Origin of the sequence: Streptomyces violaceusniger Tu 4113 (assembly GCF_000147815.2) — a bacterium.
Taxonomy (GTDB): Bacteria; Actinomycetota; Actinomycetes; order Streptomycetales; family Streptomycetaceae; genus Streptomyces; species Streptomyces violaceusniger_A.
The window spans coordinates 990,610-1,009,083 of the sequence record NC_015957.1 but is presented as its reverse complement, the minus strand read 5'-3'; the positions used below and the strand labels follow the sequence as shown (position 1 = coordinate 1,009,083).

Sequence of the window (18,474 nt, the reverse complement as noted above, 5' to 3'; positions counted from 1 at the left end):
TTGTCCGGTATGCAACGCGCTTCGGCGCACATCTTTATAGATGGCCTCTCATCCCCCATAACGCGACACTCCGCCCAAATCTCCGGCCGGGACCGCCGCCGGTGACAACAACGACGAGGCGCCCGCCCCCGTCACGGGGGTCGGGCGCCTCGATCGGCGTTCCTACAGTGCACGCGGTCACAGCCGCGCGGACGGACCTACAACAGACCGTCCCACATCTGCTCCAGCAGCACCGCCCACCAGTTGTCCGGAGCCGACAACGCCGCCGGATCCAGACCCGCAAGCTGCGCCTGGAAGTCCACCGTCCACCGGCCCGCCTGGTCCGGCGTCAGCCCGTACCGCAGCCGCCACATCCGGCCCAGCAGCGCCATACAGCGCACGAACTCCGGCAGCCCGGAGTTCACGAACTGTGGCGGCGTCGGCTGGGGCGTCGCCTCCAGCGGCACCGCCACGATGTTCGCCGTGCCGTACTGCACACAGAGCTGACGGCCGAAGTCATTGCCCATGACCAGGTACGAACCCGCGTCCGACGCGGACTGCACCCCACGCTCCGCCGCCAGCTCCGCCAGCGTCGGCACCGGGCGGCCCGCCTGCGCCTGCGCCCAGAAGAACGGACCGAAGTCCAGCGGCAGCCCCGCCCACACCAGCGTCTGCGCCACCACTTCCGGAACGCCCATCCGCGACACCGCACGCTGGTCGAAGCGGACGATGCCCTGCGGCCCGAACGCCTGGCCCAGCTCATGCGCCAGCCCCTCCGGCGGCACCGGCGGAATCGGCTGCACCTGGCTGGGATGCGGCAGCGGCACCCGGTTCGGCGCCGGACGGGCCGGGCCGTCCGCCACCTGGTGCAGCTCGCCCTGGTGCGCCAGCAGATGACGCACACCCTGCTGCCGGGTCGCATGATCACGGCCGTACGGAGCGGTGTGACTGATCCGCACCTGCGGCCAGCTCTCCCGGATCATCCGGGCACAGTAACCACCGGGCAGATCACAGGACTCCAACTCGGTATGCAGCTCCAGCACCTGCTGCGGCGGCACGTTCATCGCCCGCAGCTCATGCAGGATCTGCCACTCCGGATGCGGCGTCCCGGGCGCCGAACGGCGGATGAGCTGCTGCTCCGAACCGTCCTGCGCGCGGTAGCGCAGCACCGCCATATAGCCCGGACCCACGGTCGGCTGGCCGGGGGGCGGCGGCGGATACGCATAGCCGGGCTGCGACCCCATACCCGGCACGGGCGTGCCGGGAGCTGGCGTACCCGGGGCGGGCATGCCTGGGGCAGGTGTGCCGGGCGCGGGCATACCCGGAGCGGGCGTGCCCGGCGCGGGCGTGCCGGGCGGCGGGGCCAGGCCCTGGACCTGAGCGCCGGCGGGCGGCGGCATACCGGGAGCACCCGGCGCGCCCGGTCCACCCGGATACGGCGACCCGGCCGCGCCCGGCGGGGGCGGCGGCGTCTGCGGACCACCCGCACCGGGGACACCGGGTGGGCCGGGCGGCTGCGGGCCGGATGGAGCACCCTGCCCCGGAGCGCCTGGCATGCCGGGCGGCTGCGGGGCACCGGGGGGCGGGATCTGACCGGGCGTACCCGGACCGCCCGCGAGCATCGTCGCGGCAGCATGCACCCCGCCGCCGGGCGTACCGGGCGCACCCGGCGGAGGCGGCGTCTGACCGGCACCGTGCGCACCGGGGGGCGGCGTCTGACCGGCACCAGGCACCCCGGGAGGACCAGGGGGGCCGGGAGGACCGGGGGGGCCGGGCGGCTGCGGGGCACCCGGGGGCGGCGTCTGGCCGGGCATACCCGGACCGCCCGCGAGCATCGTCGCGGCAGCGTGCACCCCGCCGCCGGGCCTACCGGGCGCACCCGGCGGAGGCGGCGTCTGCCCACCGCCCTGCCCACCGGGAGCACCGGGAGCACCGGGAGGGCCGGGTGGCTGCGGGCCGCCACCGGGGCCGTCGGGGCCGAGCTGCGAGACCAGTTGCGTCGGTACGTATCCCCCGGCCGGAGCGCCGGGGGCACCGGGCCCGGACGGCGGCGGAGGCGTGGAGTCCGCACCCGGCCGGGCACCGGGCGCCCCCGGCACACCGGGCGGCGGAGGCATCGCACCGCCGCCCGCCTTGCGGGTGGCGGCGTCCGCGATGTCACCCGGGTTGGCTCCGGGGCCGGCACCCGGAGCGGCACCGGAGCCGCCCTGCTGCGCCGGGAAGTCGAGGGACGGGGCGATGGCCGTGGGCGGCAGCGAGCTGCCGCCGGACATCAACTCGGTCTTGGCGTCGGGCCGTACACCCGGCGGCGGAGTGTCCTCGTCGTCGGAGCCCGCGAGCGGCGGCGCGAAGACCGTGGCGGGCGGGGCGACCGAGCGGTCGTCGTCGCCCCTGATGTCCGTACCGGCCCACGGCGTACTGTCGCCTGGCGTGGCCGCGTTGCCGGACCGGCCCCCCGAGGAGGACGTACCGGCGTCCGGCGCGGGCGGGGCCCACGGGCTCGCCCCACCGGGGGCCGCCCCACCGGGGCCCGCCCCACCGGGCGGAGGCGGCGCGCCCTGCCAGCCCTCACCGCCGGACGGGACACCCTGGCCGGGCCGGGCGTCCTGCTGCGAGCCGGCCGCGAGCGGGCGCGCGACACCGTCGGACGGCCAGTCGTCCACGACCCCGCCCCGCCCCTGCGGCGCACCCGGAACAGGCCCGCCAGGAACAGGCGCACCCGGAACGGGCCCAGGCGCAGCAGGCGGCCCCGGAACGGGCGGCGCACCCGGCGCGCCGTGCGGCGCGTCCGGCGCGGCGCTCCGTACCCCGCCGTCCGACGGCCAGTCGTCCTCGCCCGAGATCCTGGGTGCCGACACCCCGGGCCCGGCCCCCGGCCCACCGGCCGACGGCCAGCCGTTCTCCGGAGGCAAAGCAGCCGAAGCGGCGGAAGGAGCAGGAGAAGCCGAAGGAGCAGGAGAAGCCGAAGGAACGGAAGGGGTCGATACGGGCGCGGACGCATCGGGCGCGCCCCCGCCCGGCTCCGCCCCCGGCCGCTGCCCGGGAAGGTCCGCCGGCCCCTCGGACCGGCTGCTCATCGCGTCCGCCGCCTCCTGCAGCCACTCCGGCGGAGTGAGCAGGAAGGACGTCGCGTTCAAGTCGATGCGCTCTTGTCGGCCAGTGGTGGACTCGTCACGGGAGCCGTCGGTCGTGCCGTACCGCTCCTCGTAACGGCGGATCACCTCACCCACCGGCAGCCCCGGCCACAGCGTGGTCTCGCCGCTGTCGCGGGCGATCACGATCCGCGTGCCCTCGGCCCCCCGGCCCGAGACCGGCCCGTCCGCCCGGTCCTCGGCCCAGACCACGAAGCCCAGGTCGAACTCCCGAACCCGCGCCTCGCGCTGCTGATAGGCCGGCACATCGCCGTTGATCCAGAGTTCCGCGCGCTCCTGCGCCTGTGCGAAGGTCACCATCGCGCTCACCCCTCCACCGGGACGGCGTACGCGAATCCACCGTCCACCATCAGGTTCGCCACGGTCTCCAGCTCCGGCGGATTGCCCGCCAGCCGGAGCAGGAAGGCGTCGAAGTCGTCGCCGCACGGCAGCAACAGCCGCCCCACCCGCTCCTGGACCGTCCAGCCGTCACGGTCCCGCGCATCGTCGTACGCACAGAACCACACCGAGCCGATCGCGTCACCCTTCACCTTGACCGCGATCACACCGCCCTGGACGAAGCCCACGCCCAGATAGTCCTTGGTGAAGTGGTCCCGCAGACACTTGTTGATATAGACGAGGTCATTGACCGCCGCCTCATCGCGCACCGTGAAGAACGGCTGGTCGATCAGCAGCCCCAGCTCCGGGTCCAGCGCCGTGCCGACCGGCGCGCAGCCGCCCGCCGCCTTGAGGAAGGCGCGATACGACTCGGGCAGCCGATAGCCCAGATCCTCCTCGACACCGAGCACCTGCTCCTCGGTGACCGAAATGCCCCTCAGCGGCAGGCCCACATGGATCGGCCGGGTCTCCTGCAACGGGCGGGTGCCCCGCTTCTCCTGGTCCACCTGCGCCGTCGCAAGGCCGCCGTGATGCCGCAGCAGCGCCTTGACCTCGACCGGAACCAGCTCCATCCGGCGGGTGCCGACCACGTGGTGCCAGGTCCAGCCGTGCGGGGTGGCCACCGCCGACGCCCCGTTCCACAGCTCATGACCGGTGGCGTGCAGCGCCGCGTTCGCCGAGACATAGTCCGTCAGCCGAAGCTCGTCGACGCCGAACCCCTCCGGGGGCTCGGCGATTTCGGCGGCCGCACGCGCATACGGCGAGAAGTCCGGAAAGCCTTGTTCGTCCACTTGGACGCCCTTGGGGTGGCGCGCGGCCCGGACGGGATCCGGGAAGTGCACGACCTGCCCGGCGTAGGCCGTGTTCGGTGGCGCGGCATGCTGCCCGAGCCGACCTGTCGTCATGGCGGTTGCCCCCTGCTGATGCTGGCTACTGGGCACAGCCTATGCGGTGACGCAACCGGCCGAACCGGGCGGCCATCCCCCCTCATGACGGCCTCCGCCCCGACCAGGTCGTTCAGGCCCGGACTACCGCAGCGCCCACGCGATTTGGCAATCTGATCATTGCAACCGGGGGATTGCACAGGGAGGGATCCACCACATGCACATCACGCAGAGCAACGGAGGCGGCGACGGCGCCGCCCTCGCAGCCGGCGACCCCCGGCTGAGATGGAGCAGCGTCGACCCCGACGCCGGCCCGCCGCCGCTCCACCGCCGCCGCGACGGCATCCTGCCCGCCGTCGCGGCCGCGCTGTCCGTCCGCGGCGAGACGCTGACCTGCACCGGAGGCAAGGCCGAACAGCCGCCGACGCTCCACCCACTGGTCCAGGAATTCCTCGACGCACTCGCCAGCGGCCAGCGCGAACGTTTCACCGGCCGCTGCCCCGAGGCGATCCTGCTCTCCCGCCACCTGGCCAACGTCGAAGCAGGCCGCTCCAAGCGCGCCTCCCGCAAACCGCTCACCCAGGGTGAGGCCCGCCGCTCCCTCAAACAGGCCAAGCTCACCACCCGCAGGATCCGGGAGGCGGGCGACCCCCAGCACGGCAGCTACGCCCCGCCCTGCCTGTCCTGCGCCGCGCTGCTGGCCCACTTCGGCGTACGGATCGTGGGTGAGACCACATGAACCAGGCACATCAGGCACCACAAGCACCACAGGCCCCGGGGGCGGCGCAGACACCGCCGACACGCCCGGCCCGACAACCCATCGACCGCCTGGACGTCACCCGCTTCTCCGTCGCCGTCGACGCCGCCCTGCGCGACGCCGGCTGGCAGCCCGGCCGCTGGGACATGCACCGCGCCGAAGTCTGGGCCGACACCCTGCGCGCCCACACCTCCCCCGCAGGCCACCGGCACGCCGTCTTCCCGGCCGCCGTCGAGGCATGGGCGGAATTCGGCGGCCTCCACATCCAGCCGCCCGGCGCGGGCCGCGAAATCGCCCCCACCCCCTTCCGCATCGACCCCCTGCACGGCCTCCACCTCGCCCGCACCCTCGGCGACCTGGGCCACGCCCTCGAAACCGAGATCTGCCCACTGGGCGAAGAATCCGACGGCCAGGCACTGCTGACCATCGACGCGGAAGGCCGCGTCTACAGCCTCGACCACACCGGAGACTGGTACCTCGGCCCCACCCTGGACGCCGCCCTCAGCACCCTCGTCACCGGCGCACTCCCGGCCAGGCTGGCCCGCGCATAACCCCCGCACCGCGCATAACCCGCGCACCGCGCGCGATCCGACCGGCCGCGGGCACTAGGCGCTCTGCGCCCGCTCCACGCCCCCGCCGCGGCCCCCGGCCGCGGTGCCGTCCGCCGGCCGCCCCTCCGACCGATCCCCGCGGTCCATGTGATCCTTCTCATCCATGCCGTCGGTGTGATCCGTGTCATCCGTACCGTCCGGGATCACCGCCGACACACGGAAGCCACCCGCCTCCGTGGCCCCCGACACAAAACCCCCACCGAGCGTCGACACCCGCTCCCGCATCCCGACCAGACCATTCCCCCCACTCGGCAGCCCGGCATCCGCCGCACCCCGCTCCGACGGCCCGTTCTCCACCTGAACCGCGATCTCGGCCGAACGATGCGCCACCCGCACCCGGGCACTCGCGCCCGGAGCATGCTTATGGACGTTGGTCAGCGCCTCCTGCACCACCCGGTACGCCGTCTGCTCCACCGGAGCCGCATAACGCCGCTCCTCACCCTCCACCGACAGCTCCACGGCCATCCCCGCCGCCCGGGACTGCCCGACCAGCGCCTCCAGCTCCGCCAGCCGCGGCCCCCCGAGCGCCCCCACATCCCTCCCCGCCGAACCCGCGGCCTGCGCCGCCGCCGAAGCCGCGGCCGCCACCGACGCCAGCGGCCGCTCCTCAGCAGCATCTGTGGAGGGCTCGTCGACATCGCCAGAAGACCCGGCCGCACCGGCGGCCGGATCCCCGGCAGCCGACACCGCCCCCGACGCGACAGCGGCCGAAGCCGCACCCGGAGCCCGCAGACCATCCTCCGACCGCAGCACCCCCAGCATCTGCCGCAACTCCGTCAGCGCCTGCCGCCCCATATCGCCCACCAGCGCCGCGTTCTTCGACGCCTTCTCCGGATCCTTGAGCGCCACCGCCTGCAACGCCGCCGCATGCACCACCATCAGGCTCACCCGGTGCGCCACCACGTCATGCATCTCCCGCGCGATCCGGGTCCGCTCCTCATTACGCGCCCACTCGGCCCGCTCCTCCGCCCGCTCCGCGAGCAGCGACAGCTCCCGCTCCAGACCGTCCGCCCGCTCCCGCAGGCTCTCCACCAGCCGCCGCCGCGCCCGGACATACAGCCCCAGCAACACCGGCGGAGCGGTCAGCCCCAAGGTGAGCACCATGGCGAACATCGGGGCCTCCCACACGGAGGTCCCCAGACCACTCTGCGGATTGTCCAGCCGAAGGCCGATCACCGTGACGAGGAAGCTCCCCACCGCCGCCATCCCGGCCAGCAGCGCCGTGATCCGGCGCGGCACCTCGGACGAGGCCAGCGTGTACAGCGACACGACACCCAGCAGCAGACCCATTTCGGCGGGCGTGATCGCGATCGATATCAGCACCACGGCGATCGCCCAGCGCCGCCGCAACACCAGCGCGGCCCCGACAATCGCCCCGATCAGCACCCCGGCGGCAACCGGAATCCGGGCATTATGCGCGAAAAAGACGCCCTCTACGGCACACTCCACCGCCGACACCGCGGCGAGCAGGACATCGAGCCCCATACTCCGCCGCCGCGACCACCACCACGACCCCACGGGCACGCCCTGCGCACCCGCCGCCTCTTCCCCCGTCGAACTCATAGCGACCAGCCTACGGCCGGGCGCAGGCGCTTTTCCCGGGGACACGGCGGCGCATAAGAGACTCGAACATCAGGCAAAACCGCCCATTTAACTCGAACGAATGAATCGCCCACGTTTTCGACCCGGCGCGCCCTGATGTCGAACGACCCTGTGGCCATGAACGCACCACAGCGCCGCGACGGCGACAGCGTGGGCGGCCTCCTCGACGGGTCGACCACGTTCGAAGAACTGAGAGAACGGGCGATCGCGTTACGGAAGGAGGGGATGAGCCGCCGACAGATCCGCGACCGGCTGAAGGTCAGCAACAACGACATCCTGAACCGCCTCCTGGAGGGCGAGCCGCCACCCGAGTGGACCAAGCGCCCCAACGCCAAGGACGACCTCCGGGCCAAGGCGCGCGAGATGCGGCTGCAGGGGATGACCTACGACAGGATCCAGCTCGAGCTCGGCTGCTCCAAGAGCTCCATCTCGCTCTGGGTCCGCGACCTGCCGAAACCGGACCGGCCGCCGCGCACCCGGGAGGAGGCGTCGGCGATCGCCAAGCGGGGGTGGGAGGCGACGCTGCGGCAGCGGGAGGTCGAGCGGCAGCGGACGAAGCTCGCGGCGGCGCGGGAGATCGGCCCACTAACCGACCGCGAGCTGTTCATGGCAGGGGTGACGCTCTACTGGGCGGAGGGAGTCAAGGACAAACCCCACACCAGACGCGAGTACCTGCAGTTCATCAACAGTGACCCCGACGTCATCACACTGCATCTGCGGTGGCTGAACCTGCTCAAAGTTCCTCGCGAGCATCTGCGTCTCCACGTCAGCATCCACGAGTCCGCCGATGTCACCTCGGCAGAGCGCTACTGGGCCGATCTGACCGGCGTCGATGTCAGCACTTTCGGCAAGACGACCCTGAAAAAGCACAACCCAGAGACCGTCCGCAAGAACATCGGTGACGACTATCGAGGCTGCCTCGTGGTCTGCGTGGCGAACAGTGCTGACCTATACCGTCGCATTGAAGGCTGGTGGTACGGCATAGTGGTGGGGGCCCAGTCGACAGACTGACCGAATGTCCGATTTAGGTCATTTGCCCTCCCCTGTGGTGTAATAGGCAGCACAGTGGCTTTTGGTGCCATTAGTCCGGGTTCGAGTCCTGGCAGGGGAGCTTCAAGTTCGGGTCCTGACCGTCCGGCTCGGGACCCTCCTTCCTTTCCGCCCGGAAACCTCTCGGTATCCTGCGGGTGTCCACCCCCGAAGCCGAAGGGCACACCCGTGAGCGCCAACCGCCCGGCAGCCGTCGTCGTACTCGCAGCGGGTGAAGGCACCCGCATGAAATCGGCGACCCCGAAGGTTCTGCACGCCCTCTGCGGCCGCTCCCTCGTCGGGCACGTCGTCGCCGCCTCCCGTGAGCTCTCACCCGAGCATCTCGTCGTCGTGGTCGGCCACGCCCGGGAGCAGGTCTCCGCGCATCTGGCCGAGATCGACGCCGAGGTGCGCACCGCCGTCCAGCACGAGCAGAACGGCACCGGGCACGCCGTCCGGATGGGTCTGGAGGAGCTGTCCGACAGCGGGGTCGCCCTCGACGGCACCGTGATCGTCGTCTGCGGTGACACGCCGCTGCTGACCGGCGAGACGCTCCAGCGGCTCGCCGCGGCGCACTCCGACGACGGGAACGCCGTGACCGTGCTGAGCGCCGAGGTCCCCGACGCCACCGGCTACGGCCGGATCGTGCGGGACGACGCGAGCGGCGCCGTCACCGCGATCGTGGAGCACAAGGACGCGACCGACACGCAGCGCGCGATCCGCGAGATCAATTCCGGGGTGTTCGCCTTCGACGCGCAGTTGCTCACCGACGCCCTCGGCAAGGTGCGCACCGACAACAGCCAGGGTGAGGAGTACCTCACCGATGTGCTCGGCATTCTGCGCGAGGCCGGGCACCGGGTGGGCGCGTGCGTGGCGGCGGATCACCGGGAGATCCTCGGGATCAACAACCGTGTGCAGTTGGCGGAGGCGCGAAGGCTGCTGAACGACCGGCTGCTGGAGCGCGCGATGCTGAGCGGGGTGACCGTCGTCGATCCGGCCACCACCTGGATCGATGTGACGGCCACGTTCGAGCCGGACGCACTGGTGCACCCGGGTACCCAGTTGCTGGGGGCCACTCATCTGGCCGCGCATGCCGAGGTGGGGCCGAATTCCCGGCTCACCGACACCACGGTCGGCGCGGGCGCGGTCGTGGCGTTCACCGTCGCGGACGGCGCGGTGGTCGGCGCGGGGGCGAGTGTGGGGCCGTACGCGTATCTGCGTCCCGGGACCCGGCTGGGTGCGAGGGCCAAGGCGGGTACGTACGTGGAGATGAAGAACGCCACGATCGGCGAGGGCACCAAGGTGCCGCATCTGTCCTATGTGGGCGACGCGACGATCGGTGAGCAGACCAACATCGGTGCGGCGAGCGTCTTCGTGAACTACGACGGTGTGAACAAGCACCACACCACCATCGGCAGCCACTGCCGGACCGGGGCCGACAACATGCTTGTGGCTCCCGTCACGATCGGGGACGGCGCGTACACCGCTGCCGGCTCGGTCATCACCAAGGATGTGCCCCCGGGCTCGCTCGCCGTCGCACGCGGGCAGCAGCGGAACATCGAGGGCTGGGTTGCCCGCAAGCGCCCCGGAAGTGCCGCGGCACGGGCCGCCGAGGCCGCTCGTCGGGAGGACGAGAGGCAGCAGTGACATCTGCACAGGTACGTCGTGCGGGGCGTACGGTGAGAAGTGCACCAAAGTGACATCCAAGGAGACTTGTTGTGACCGGGATCAAGACGACCGGCGAGAAGAAGCTGATGCTCTTCTCCGGCCGCGCCCACCCCGAGCTGGCCGAGGAGGTCGCCCATGAGCTGGGCGTCAGCTTGGTCCCGACCAAGGCATTCGACTTCGCCAACGGCGAGATCTACGTCCGCTTCCAGGAGTCCGCGCGCGGTGCCGACTGCTTTTTGATCCAGAGCCACACGACTCCGATCAATAAGTGGATCATGGAGCAGCTCATCATGGTCGATGCGCTGAAGCGGGCCTCCGCGCGCTCGATCACGGTGATCGTTCCGTTCTACGGCTATGCCCGTCAGGACAAGAAGCACCGTGGCCGTGAGCCCATCTCGGCGCGGCTGATCGCGGACATGCTGAAGACGGCGGGTGCCGACCGGATTCTCACGGTCGATCTGCACACGGACCAGATCCAGGGCTTCTTCGACGGTCCGGTGGACCATCTCTTCGCGCTGCCGGTGCTCGCGGACTATGTGGGTGCCAAGGTCGACCGGTCCAAGCTCACCGTGGTGTCGCCGGACGCCGGCCGGGTGCGGGTCGCGGACCGCTGGTGCGACCGGCTGGGCGCGCCGCTGGCGATCGTGCACAAGCGGCGGGATCCGCATGTGGCCAATCAGGTCACGGTTCATGAGGTGGTCGGTGATGTGCGGGGCCGGGTGTGTGTGCTGGTCGATGACATGATCGACACGGGTGGCACCATTTGTGCGGCGGCGGACGCGCTGTTCGCGAATGGCGCGGAGGACGTGATCGTGACGGCCACGCATGGTGTGCTGTCGGGTCCGGCGGCGGACCGGCTGAAGAATTCCAAGGTCAGTGAGTTCGTCTTCACCAATACTTTGCCGACTCCGGGCGAGGTGGAGCTGGACAAGGTGACGGTGCTGTCGATGGCGCCGACGGTCGCTCGCGCGGTGCAGGAGGTCTTCGAGGACGGCTCGGTGACCAGCCTGTTCGAGGAGCAGGCGTGAGCGGCTTAACCTGCTCGGACCGGGTCTGGAGGCCACTCCCGTACGGGGGTGGCCTCAACCGTTGGTAGAATCGTGGGGTTGCTCGGCGAGGGAGGCCGCGTCTTATCGCGGCTGTCCGTTATCGACGCGCTCTTCGTAGCAAGGTCTGTCGTGGGCCGGGTGACGCCCACACACCGTAAACGATCTACGAGGAGTGCCCCATGGCCGAGGTCAAGATCTCCGCTAAGCCCCGTACCGAGTTCGGCAAGGGTGCGGCCCGGCGTACCCGTGCGGCCAACCGTGTTCCCGGCGTGGTCTACGGCCACGGCGTGGACCCGCTGCATGTCACGCTTCCGGCGCACGATCTGCTGATGGCGCTGAAGACCCCGAACGTTCTGCTCCGTGTGAAGGTCGAGGGCGGCAAGGACGAGCTGGTCATCCCGAAGGCCGTGCAGCGTCACCCGATCAAGATCGGCGTGCTGGAGCATGTCGACCTGCTGCTGGTGAAGAAGGGCGAGAAGGTCACCGTGGAGGTGCCGATCCTCACCGAGGGCGACCTGGCCCCGGGTGGCAACCTGCTCGAGCACCTGCTGAACGCCCTGCCGGTCGAGACCGAGGCGACCCACATCCCGGAGTCGGTCACCGTCTCCATCGCGGGCCTGGACGCGGGTGCCACCATCCACGCCAAGGACATCACCCTCCCGGCGGGCACCACGCTGGCCGTCGAGGAGGACGCGGCCGTGCTGCAGGTGGTCGCCGCCCAGGCCGAGGCTCCGGCCGAGGAGGGCGCCGAGGGCGAGGGCGAGGGCGCCGAGGCGTAGTCTTCGGCTGCTCCCTTCCGCTTTTCCGGCCGCCGTCCCGCCCCTGTGGCGGGGCGGCGGCCGTCCTCAAGGAGAGACATCCAGATGACGGACGACGCGAGCCCTTGGCTTGTGGTGGGCCTCGGCAATCCCGGGGGCGAGTACGTGGGCAACCGCCACAATGTCGGCTTCATGGTGGCCGATCTGCTGGCCGGGCGGATGGGTGCCCGGTTCAAGGCGCATAAGTCGCGGGCGCAGGTCGTCGAGGGCCGGGTGGGTCCGCCGGGGCCGTCGAGTCGCCGGGTCGTGGTGGCCAAGCCGATGTCGTTCATGAACCTCTCGGGCGGTCCGGTGACGGCGCTGCGTGACTTCTACAAGGTGCCGGTCGGTCATGTCGTGGCGGTCCATGACGAATTGGACATCGATTACGGTGCGCTGCGGTTGAAGGTCGGCGGGGGTGACAATGGCCACAATGGGCTGAAGTCGATCACCAAGTCGCTGGGGGCGGATTACTGCCGGGTGCGCTTCGGGATCGGCCGTCCGCCGGGTCGGATGGATGTCGCGGCGTTTGTGCTGAAGGACTTTTCCGCTGCGGAGCGCAAGGAGTTGGATTACTTCGTGGACCGTGCGGCGGATGCGGTGGAGACGCTGATCGCGGATGGGCTGGAGCGCGCGCAGGGGACGTACAACTCCTGAAAAACGCCGTTCGCCCGTTTGTCCGTCGGAAGGTTGACCGAGTCGCCGGGGATGGCAAGGATCGCCGCCATGGCTTCCACCGGTGTGACCAAGCGCAGCCGTACGCGGCGGGCGGGCGAGAGCGCGTACGGGCTTCTGTTGCTGGCGAAGAACGTGGCGATGGGGCTTGTCGCGTTGCTGATCCTGGTGGCCGGGGTGTGGTCGTCCTGGGATGACGCCAAGCCGACGATGCTCACCAAGGGACTTGAGCGCGGCACCGTCACGGTCTCCGACTGCGGAGACGACTGGTGCACCGGCTCGTTCGCCCCGGCCCGCGCGGGTGGCGAGGCCCATGGCCGGGTGCGGGTCGACAAGGCGGTCACGGACGGGACGGGCGACCGGGTTCCGGTGGCCCTCAAGCCGGGCACGGACCGCGCCGTTCGCACGGGTGCCGCGGGCGTCCTCCACGCCTGGGTCCCCTTCGGCGGCTCCCTCCTCCTCACCTCCCTGATCGTCGCGGGCGGCCTCGGCCTGCGCCGCACGGGCTGGACGATGGGCCTGTTGGGCGCGGCCCTGCTGGGCGCGTCCTTCGCCACGCTTACGCTGTAGCGCTTTTCCCGGCGCCCCCGCGTCTGGGCCCGCCTCACGTCAGGCGCCACTACGCCGTGGTGTGACGGCTCGCGTGGCGCGGCCAGTTCGGCACCGCACAGACGCTGTGACGATCACCGGGCGCCCCTGCGGTCTTGGGCCCGCACCTCGTCTCGGAGCCACCCCGCCGTCGCGTAACCGCCCCCGTGGCACGGCCAGTTCGGCACCACCGGACTCCGCCGTGAAAGTCCTCGCCATCGCGGATGGAAAGAGAACCCGCCAGGACACGGCCGACCGCCAGAGCACGCTGACGCCGTAGCGATCACCGGGCACCCCCCGCCGTCTCGGGACCCGCCTCGCCACGGGACCACCCCGCCGTCGCGTAACCGCCCCCGTGGCACGGCCAGTTCGGCACCGCCGACCACCGCCGTGAAAGTCCTCGCCATCGCGGCGGGAAAGAGGTGGCGGCTGGCGGCTGTGGGGCACGACGTGCGCCCCAGCCGTGGGGCTGGGCAAAGCAGCGGCGGAGCCTGCTGCTTATCGGGGGGGCGGGGGCGGAGCCCCCGGGAAACTCAACACCCCATCCGACACCGGGCGGGTCCGCTCCCCGTGGGGAGCGGACCCGCCCGGTGTCGTGTACGCCCTGGTCAGCCCGTGTTGCGGAGGCCCGCCGCGACCCCGTTGACCGTGAGGAGGAGCGCGCGGCCGAGCAGCGGGTCGGGCTCCTCGCCTCGTTCACGCGCGGTGCGCTGGCGGTGGAGCAGGGTCACCTGCAGGTACGAGATCGGGTCGAGGTAGGCGTCCCGGACGTGGAAGGTCTGCTTCAGCACCGGGTTGGAGTCGAGGAGTTCGCGCCCGCCGGTGATGCGCAGTACCTCCCGCACCGTCAGTTCGTGTTCTTCCTGAATGACGTCGAAGACGTGCTTGAGGTCCTCGGGGACCAGCGTGTCGACGTAGTGCCGGGCGATCCGCAGATCGGTCTTGGCCAGGGTCATTTCGACGTTGGACAGGAAGTTACGGAAGAAGTGCCAGTGCTGGTGCATTTCGTCGAGGACGCCGTCGAGTCCGGCTTCGCGGGCGGCCTTGAGGCCGGAGCCGACGCCGAACCAGCCGGGGACGATCTGCCGGGACTGGGTCCAGCCGAACACCCAGGGGATGGCCCGGAGTCCGTCGAGGCCCGCGCCGGAGTCGGGGCGGCGGGAGGGCCGGGAGCCGAGGTGGAGGTCGGCGAGCTGGTCGACCGGGGTGGAGGCGAAGAAGTACGCGGGCAGGTCGGGGTCGTCGACGAGTGCGCGGTAGGCGCCGTGGGCGGCGTCGGAGACGGTTTCCATGGCCCCGTCCCAGCGGGCGAGCGCCTCGTCGGACTGGCGGGGCGCGGTGTGCAGGGCGGATGCCTGCAGCGTGGCGGCGACGGTGAGTTCCAGGTTCTCGCGGGCGAGCGAGGGCACGAGGTACTTGTCGGAGATGACCTCGCCCTGTTCGGTGACCTTGATCTCGCCTTCGAGGGTGCCCCACGGCTGGGCGAGGATCGCGTCGTGGGTGGGGCCGCCGCCGCGGCCGACGGTGCCGCCGCGGCCGTGGAAGAGCCGCAGCCGTACGCCGTGCCGGTGGGCGACGTCGCGCAGCAGTCGCTGGGCGCGGTGGATCTCCCACTGGGAGGTGGTGATGCCGCCGAACTTGGAGGAGTCGGAGTAGCCGAGCATGACCTCCTGGACGTCGCCGCGGAGGGCGACGAGCCGCCGGTAGGAGGGGTCGGCGAGCATTTCGTCGAGGAGCTTGTCGGCGATCTTGAGTTCTTCGGTGGTCTCCAGCAGCGGGACGATGCCGATCTTGGCCCAGCCGGCGTGGAGGTCGATCAGTCCGGCCTCGCGGGCGAGGACGGCGGCGGCGAAGACGTCGTCGGAGCCCTGGCACATGGAGATGATGTAGGACTCGACGATTTCGGGGCCGAAGCGCTCGAAGGAGTCGCGGATGGTGCGGAAGACGCCGAGGGTCTTGGCGCCGGCGGCGTCGAGGGGGGCCGGGCTGGGGGCGAGGGGGCGCCGGGAGCGCAGTTCCTTGGCGAGCAGCTTGCGGCGGTAGTCGCGCGGCATGTCGGCGTAGCGCCAGGATTCCTCGCCGAGCCGGTCGAAGAGCTGGCCGAGGGCGTGGTGGTGGGCGTCGGCGTGTTCGCGGACGTCCATGGTGGCGAGCTGGAGGCCGAAGGCGGCGAGGGTGCGGATGGCGCGTTCGAGCCGGCCGCCGGCGATGAGGTGGCCGCGGTGGGCGCGCAGGGAGTCCTGGATGAGGTGGAGGTCGGCGAGGAGTTCACCGGAGCCGAGGTAGTCGCGGCCGGGCTGGTGGGGGGTGTCGCCGGCGAGCCGTTCGCGGGTGTTGACGATCTTCTGCCGCATGCAGGTGGCCTTGAGCCGGTAGGGCTCTTCGGCGTTGAGCCGCTTGTAGCGCGGGCTGATCTCGGGCAGCAGTTCGAGGTCGCGCTGGAGGGAGGCGAGGAGTTCCTCGGAGGCGCCGGTGTTGCGGATGGAGCTGGAGAGGGCGGCACGCAGATCGTCGATGATCTCCAGGGCGTCGGTGATGCCGTGTTCGTGCTGGAGGATCAGGACGTCGCGGGTCACCTCGGGGGTGACGTTGGGGTTGCCGTCGCGGTCGCCGCCGATCCAGGTGCCGAAGGTGAGGGGGCGGGTGGTGGCGGGCAGCTCGACGCCGACGCGCATCAGTTCGGCGGTGAGGTCCTCGAGGACGTCGCCAACGGCGCCGGCGTGCAGTTCGTCGAGGTAGTAGATGGCGTTGCGGGCCTCGTCGGCGGGTTCGGGGCGGGCGACGCGCAGCTCGTCGGTCTGCCAGAGCAGGTCGATGTTCTCGGCGAGCCGCAGGTCGGCGCGGCGGGCGTCGCCGCCGACGGCGAGGGTGTCGAGCAGTTCGGCGATACGGCGGAGCTTGGTGAGGACGGTGCGGCGGGCGGCCTCGGTGGGGTGGGCGGTGAAGACGGGGCGGACGCCGAGGTGGGCGACGGTCTGCCGGAGGTGCTCGGGGTCGGCGTCCTTGAGCTGGTCGGCGGTGCGGGCGAGGATGCCGCCCTCGGCGGCGCGGCGGGTGCGCAGCTCGCGGCCGCGGTGTACCTGTTCGGTGACGTTGGCCAGGTGGAAGTAGGTGGAGAAGGCGCGGACCAGCTTGGCGGCGGTCTGGAGGTCGGTGGAGCCGAGCAGGTCGGCGGCGGCCTCGCCGTCACTGCGGGTGAGGGCGCGGACGCGCTCGACGAGTTCGAGGAGGTCGGGTCCCTCCTGGCGGACGAGCGTCTCGCCGAGCAGGTCCCCCAGACGGCGGATGTCGGCACGCAGAGCGGCGTTGGTGTGGTCGGCACTGCTCACAGGTGCGGGCTCCTTGCAGTGAACGGGGTTCGAAGCGCGGCATCAGGGCTTGCGCGGCGGGCGCCGCGGGCTGCTGACCCGGTGCTTTCGGCCATGTGCGGACCGCGCTGTCCGACGTCCCCAGGATAGGCGGCACGACCCTGGGTGGGACCAGAGCCCTATTGCCCCGCTTCCCGGCCCTGCCATACTTACGACGCCGTAGGTTACGGATCCGTAGCCATGCCCCGAGCCCCACGAGGGATCCCATGACTGCAAGCCCCGACGTGGTAAACGACACGCCGAAGGCCCAGGAGGCCCCGCTTCCCTCCGCCACGCTCGGCGGGGACAGCAAGCGCTCCATCGAACAGATCACCCTTCTCCTGTTCATCACCGTCCCCTTCGTCGCGCTGGTCGCGGCGGTTCCCCTGGCCTGGGGCTGGGGGGTGAGCTGGCTGGATCTGGCGCTGATGGTGTCGATGTACTACATCGGCTGCCACGGCATCACGATCGGCTTCCACCGTTACTTCACTCATGGCTCGTTCAAGGCGAAGCGGCCGTTGCGGATCGCGCTGGCGATCGCGGGGTCGCTGGCCGTGGAGGGGCCGCTGGTCCGCTGGGTGGCCGATCACCGTAAGCACCACAAGTTCTCCGACGCGAATGGCGACCCGCACTCCCCCTGGCGGTACGGCGAGACCGTTCCCGCCCTGATGAAGGGGTTGTGGTGGGCACATATCGCCTGGATGTTCGATGAGGAGCAGACGTCCCAGCTCAAGTACGCACCGGATCTGATCAGGGACGGTGCCGTCCGGACGGTCTCCCGGCAGTTCGTGGTGTGGACGCTGGTCTCCCTGAGCCTGCCCCCGCTGGTCGGCGGGCTGGCCACCTGGTCCTGGCAGGGCGCGGTGACCGCCTTCTTCTGGGGGTCCCTCGTCCGGGTAGCCTTGCTGCACCATGTGACCTGGTCGATCAACTCGATCTGCCATGCGGTGGGCAAGCGCCCGTTCAAGTCGCGGGACCGCTCGGGCAATGTGTGGTGGCTGGCGGTGCTCTCGTGCGGCGAGTCCTGGCACAACCTGCACCACGCGGATCCGACCTGTGCCCGGCACGGCGTGATGAAGGGGCAGCTCGACTCCAGCGCCCGGATCATCCGCTGGTTCGAGAAGGCGGGCTGGGCGTATGACGTCCGGTGGCCGAGCCAGGACCGTATCGACGCCCGCCGTCAGGAGGAGTCCGTCGGAGCGGCATGATGGAGGGCGTGGCGACCGACAGTAATACCAGCGGCGAAAAGGGCCGGCCGGCCCGGACCGGCCGGCCCTCCGGATCCGGGACCCGGCGGCCCCGCCGGGTCCGGATGACCGGCAAGGAGCGCCGGGAGCAACTGCTGGACATCGGTCGCACGCTCTTCGCCGAGCGTGGCTTCGAGGGCACGTCGGTGGAGGAGATCGCGGCGAAGGCGGGGGTCTCCAAGCCGGTGGTGTACGAGCACTTCGGCGGCAAGGAGGGGCTGTACGCGGTCGTGGTGGACCGTGAGATGCGGCGGATGCTGGACATGGTGACCACATCGCTGACCGCGGGCCATCCCCGGGAGCTGTGCGAGCAGGCCACCTTCGCCCTTCTGGACTACATCGAGGAGTACACGGACGGGTTCCGGATCCTGGTCCGCGACTCCCCCGTCGCCCAGTCGACGGGCACCTTCGCCTCGCTGATCAGCGATATCGCCACCCAGGTGGAGGACATCCTGGGGCTGGAGTTCAAGGCCCGCGGCTTCGACGCCAAGCTGGCCCCGCTGTACGCGCAGGCGCTGGTGGGCATGGTGGCGCTGACGGGCCAGTGGTGGCTGGACGTCCGCAAGCCGAAGAAGGCCGAGGTCGCGGCGCATCTGGTGAATCTGGCCTGGCACGGTCTGGACGGTCTGGAGCAGAAGCCGCGGCTGATAGGCCACCGCAAGGCCTGATCCCGGGGCTGGTCCGCGCGTCCCCCTGCGGGGATGATGGAGG

Annotated in this window: 14 protein-coding genes and 1 tRNA gene; 11 read left to right on the top strand and 4 right to left on the bottom strand. The window is 71.0% G+C overall.

Annotated elements, in window-relative coordinates; translation table 11 throughout:
• Positions 1-197: 197 nt before the first annotated feature.
• Together STRVI_RS47435 and STRVI_RS04595 are read right to left on the bottom strand one after the other, a co-directional pair.
• Positions 198-3,431: an SUKH-4 family immunity protein gene (locus STRVI_RS47435; RefSeq protein WP_078505119.1), complete on the bottom strand. Its 3,234-nt coding sequence runs from the start codon at positions 3,429-3,431 to the stop codon at positions 198-200.
• Positions 3,432-3,436: 5 nt separating this feature from the next.
• Entirely contained in the window at positions 3,437-4,414 is a 978-nt protein-coding gene (locus STRVI_RS04595) for an HNH endonuclease (RefSeq protein WP_014054442.1), read from the bottom strand.
• A 196-nt stretch (positions 4,415-4,610) separates the two neighbouring features.
• On the opposite strand from STRVI_RS04595, the gene STRVI_RS04590 reads away from it, so the two are divergent.
• The gene (locus STRVI_RS04590; protein ID WP_014054441.1) at positions 4,611-5,132 is read left to right on the top strand and encodes a YwqJ-related putative deaminase; all 522 of its coding nucleotides are present in this window, start codon (positions 4,611-4,613) and stop codon (positions 5,130-5,132) included.
• Positions 5,129-5,701, top strand: coding sequence for an SUKH-3 domain-containing protein (locus tag STRVI_RS04585; RefSeq protein ID WP_014054440.1), 573 nt, complete (start codon positions 5,129-5,131; stop codon positions 5,699-5,701). The genes STRVI_RS04590 and STRVI_RS04585 overlap by 4 nt, the downstream gene beginning before the upstream one ends.
• A 54-nt stretch (positions 5,702-5,755) precedes the next feature.
• Here STRVI_RS04585 and STRVI_RS46180 read toward each other — a convergent pair whose 3' ends face one another.
• Complete coding sequence (locus STRVI_RS46180; protein ID WP_014054439.1) at positions 5,756-7,324, bottom strand: sensor histidine kinase; 1,569 nt, start codon at positions 7,322-7,324, stop codon at positions 5,756-5,758.
• A gap of 156 nt (positions 7,325-7,480) precedes the next feature.
• Here STRVI_RS46180 and STRVI_RS04575 point away from each other — a divergent pair, with 156 nt between their 5' ends.
• The 7 genes from STRVI_RS04575 to STRVI_RS04545 all read left to right on the top strand — a co-directional run bounded on the left by STRVI_RS04575 (position 7,481) and on the right by STRVI_RS04545 (position 13,151).
• Positions 7,481-8,374 carry a hypothetical protein gene (locus STRVI_RS04575; RefSeq protein ID WP_078505672.1) on the top strand — a complete coding sequence of 298 codons (894 nt, stop codon included), beginning with the start codon at positions 7,481-7,483 and terminating at the stop codon, positions 8,372-8,374.
• 28 nt (positions 8,375-8,402) lie between these two features.
• Positions 8,403-8,474 (top strand) — tRNA-Gln (locus STRVI_RS04570).
• A 107-nt stretch (positions 8,475-8,581) separates the two neighbouring features.
• Entirely contained in the window at positions 8,582-10,039 is a 1,458-nt protein-coding gene (glmU, locus tag STRVI_RS04565) for a bifunctional UDP-N-acetylglucosamine diphosphorylase/glucosamine-1-phosphate N-acetyltransferase GlmU (protein WP_078505116.1), read from the top strand.
• A gap of 71 nt (positions 10,040-10,110) precedes the next feature.
• Positions 10,111-11,088, top strand: a complete 978-nt coding sequence (locus STRVI_RS04560) for a ribose-phosphate diphosphokinase (RefSeq protein ID WP_014054436.1) — start codon at positions 10,111-10,113, stop codon at positions 11,086-11,088.
• 200 nt (positions 11,089-11,288) lie between these two features.
• On the top strand, positions 11,289-11,888 hold the full coding sequence (locus STRVI_RS04555) for a 50S ribosomal protein L25/general stress protein Ctc (protein ID WP_014054435.1): 600 nt from the start codon (positions 11,289-11,291) through the stop codon (positions 11,886-11,888).
• Between the two features lie 84 nt (positions 11,889-11,972).
• Positions 11,973-12,563 carry an aminoacyl-tRNA hydrolase gene (gene pth / locus STRVI_RS04550; RefSeq protein WP_014054434.1) on the top strand — a complete coding sequence of 197 codons (591 nt, stop codon included), beginning with the start codon at positions 11,973-11,975 and terminating at the stop codon, positions 12,561-12,563.
• A gap of 69 nt (positions 12,564-12,632) precedes the next feature.
• Positions 12,633-13,151 (top strand): hypothetical protein, encoded by a 519-nt coding sequence (locus STRVI_RS04545; protein ID WP_014054433.1) that lies wholly within the window; start codon positions 12,633-12,635, stop codon positions 13,149-13,151.
• 626 nt (positions 13,152-13,777) lie between these two features.
• Here the strand turns inward: STRVI_RS04545 and ppc are convergent.
• Positions 13,778-16,498 carry a phosphoenolpyruvate carboxylase gene (gene ppc / locus STRVI_RS04540; protein WP_014054432.1) on the bottom strand — a complete coding sequence of 907 codons (2,721 nt, stop codon included), beginning with the start codon at positions 16,496-16,498 and terminating at the stop codon, positions 13,778-13,780.
• A 245-nt stretch (positions 16,499-16,743) separates the two neighbouring features.
• Here ppc and STRVI_RS04535 point away from each other — a divergent pair, with 245 nt between their 5' ends.
• Both STRVI_RS04535 and STRVI_RS04530 read left to right on the top strand, forming a co-directional pair.
• Positions 16,744-17,724, top strand: coding sequence for an acyl-CoA desaturase (locus STRVI_RS04535; RefSeq protein ID WP_014054431.1), 981 nt, complete (start codon positions 16,744-16,746; stop codon positions 17,722-17,724).
• Positions 17,721-18,431 (top strand): TetR/AcrR family transcriptional regulator, encoded by a 711-nt coding sequence (locus STRVI_RS04530; protein WP_043235408.1) that lies wholly within the window; start codon positions 17,721-17,723, stop codon positions 18,429-18,431. The genes STRVI_RS04535 and STRVI_RS04530 overlap by 4 nt, the downstream gene beginning before the upstream one ends.
• Positions 18,432-18,474 lie beyond the last annotated feature (43 nt).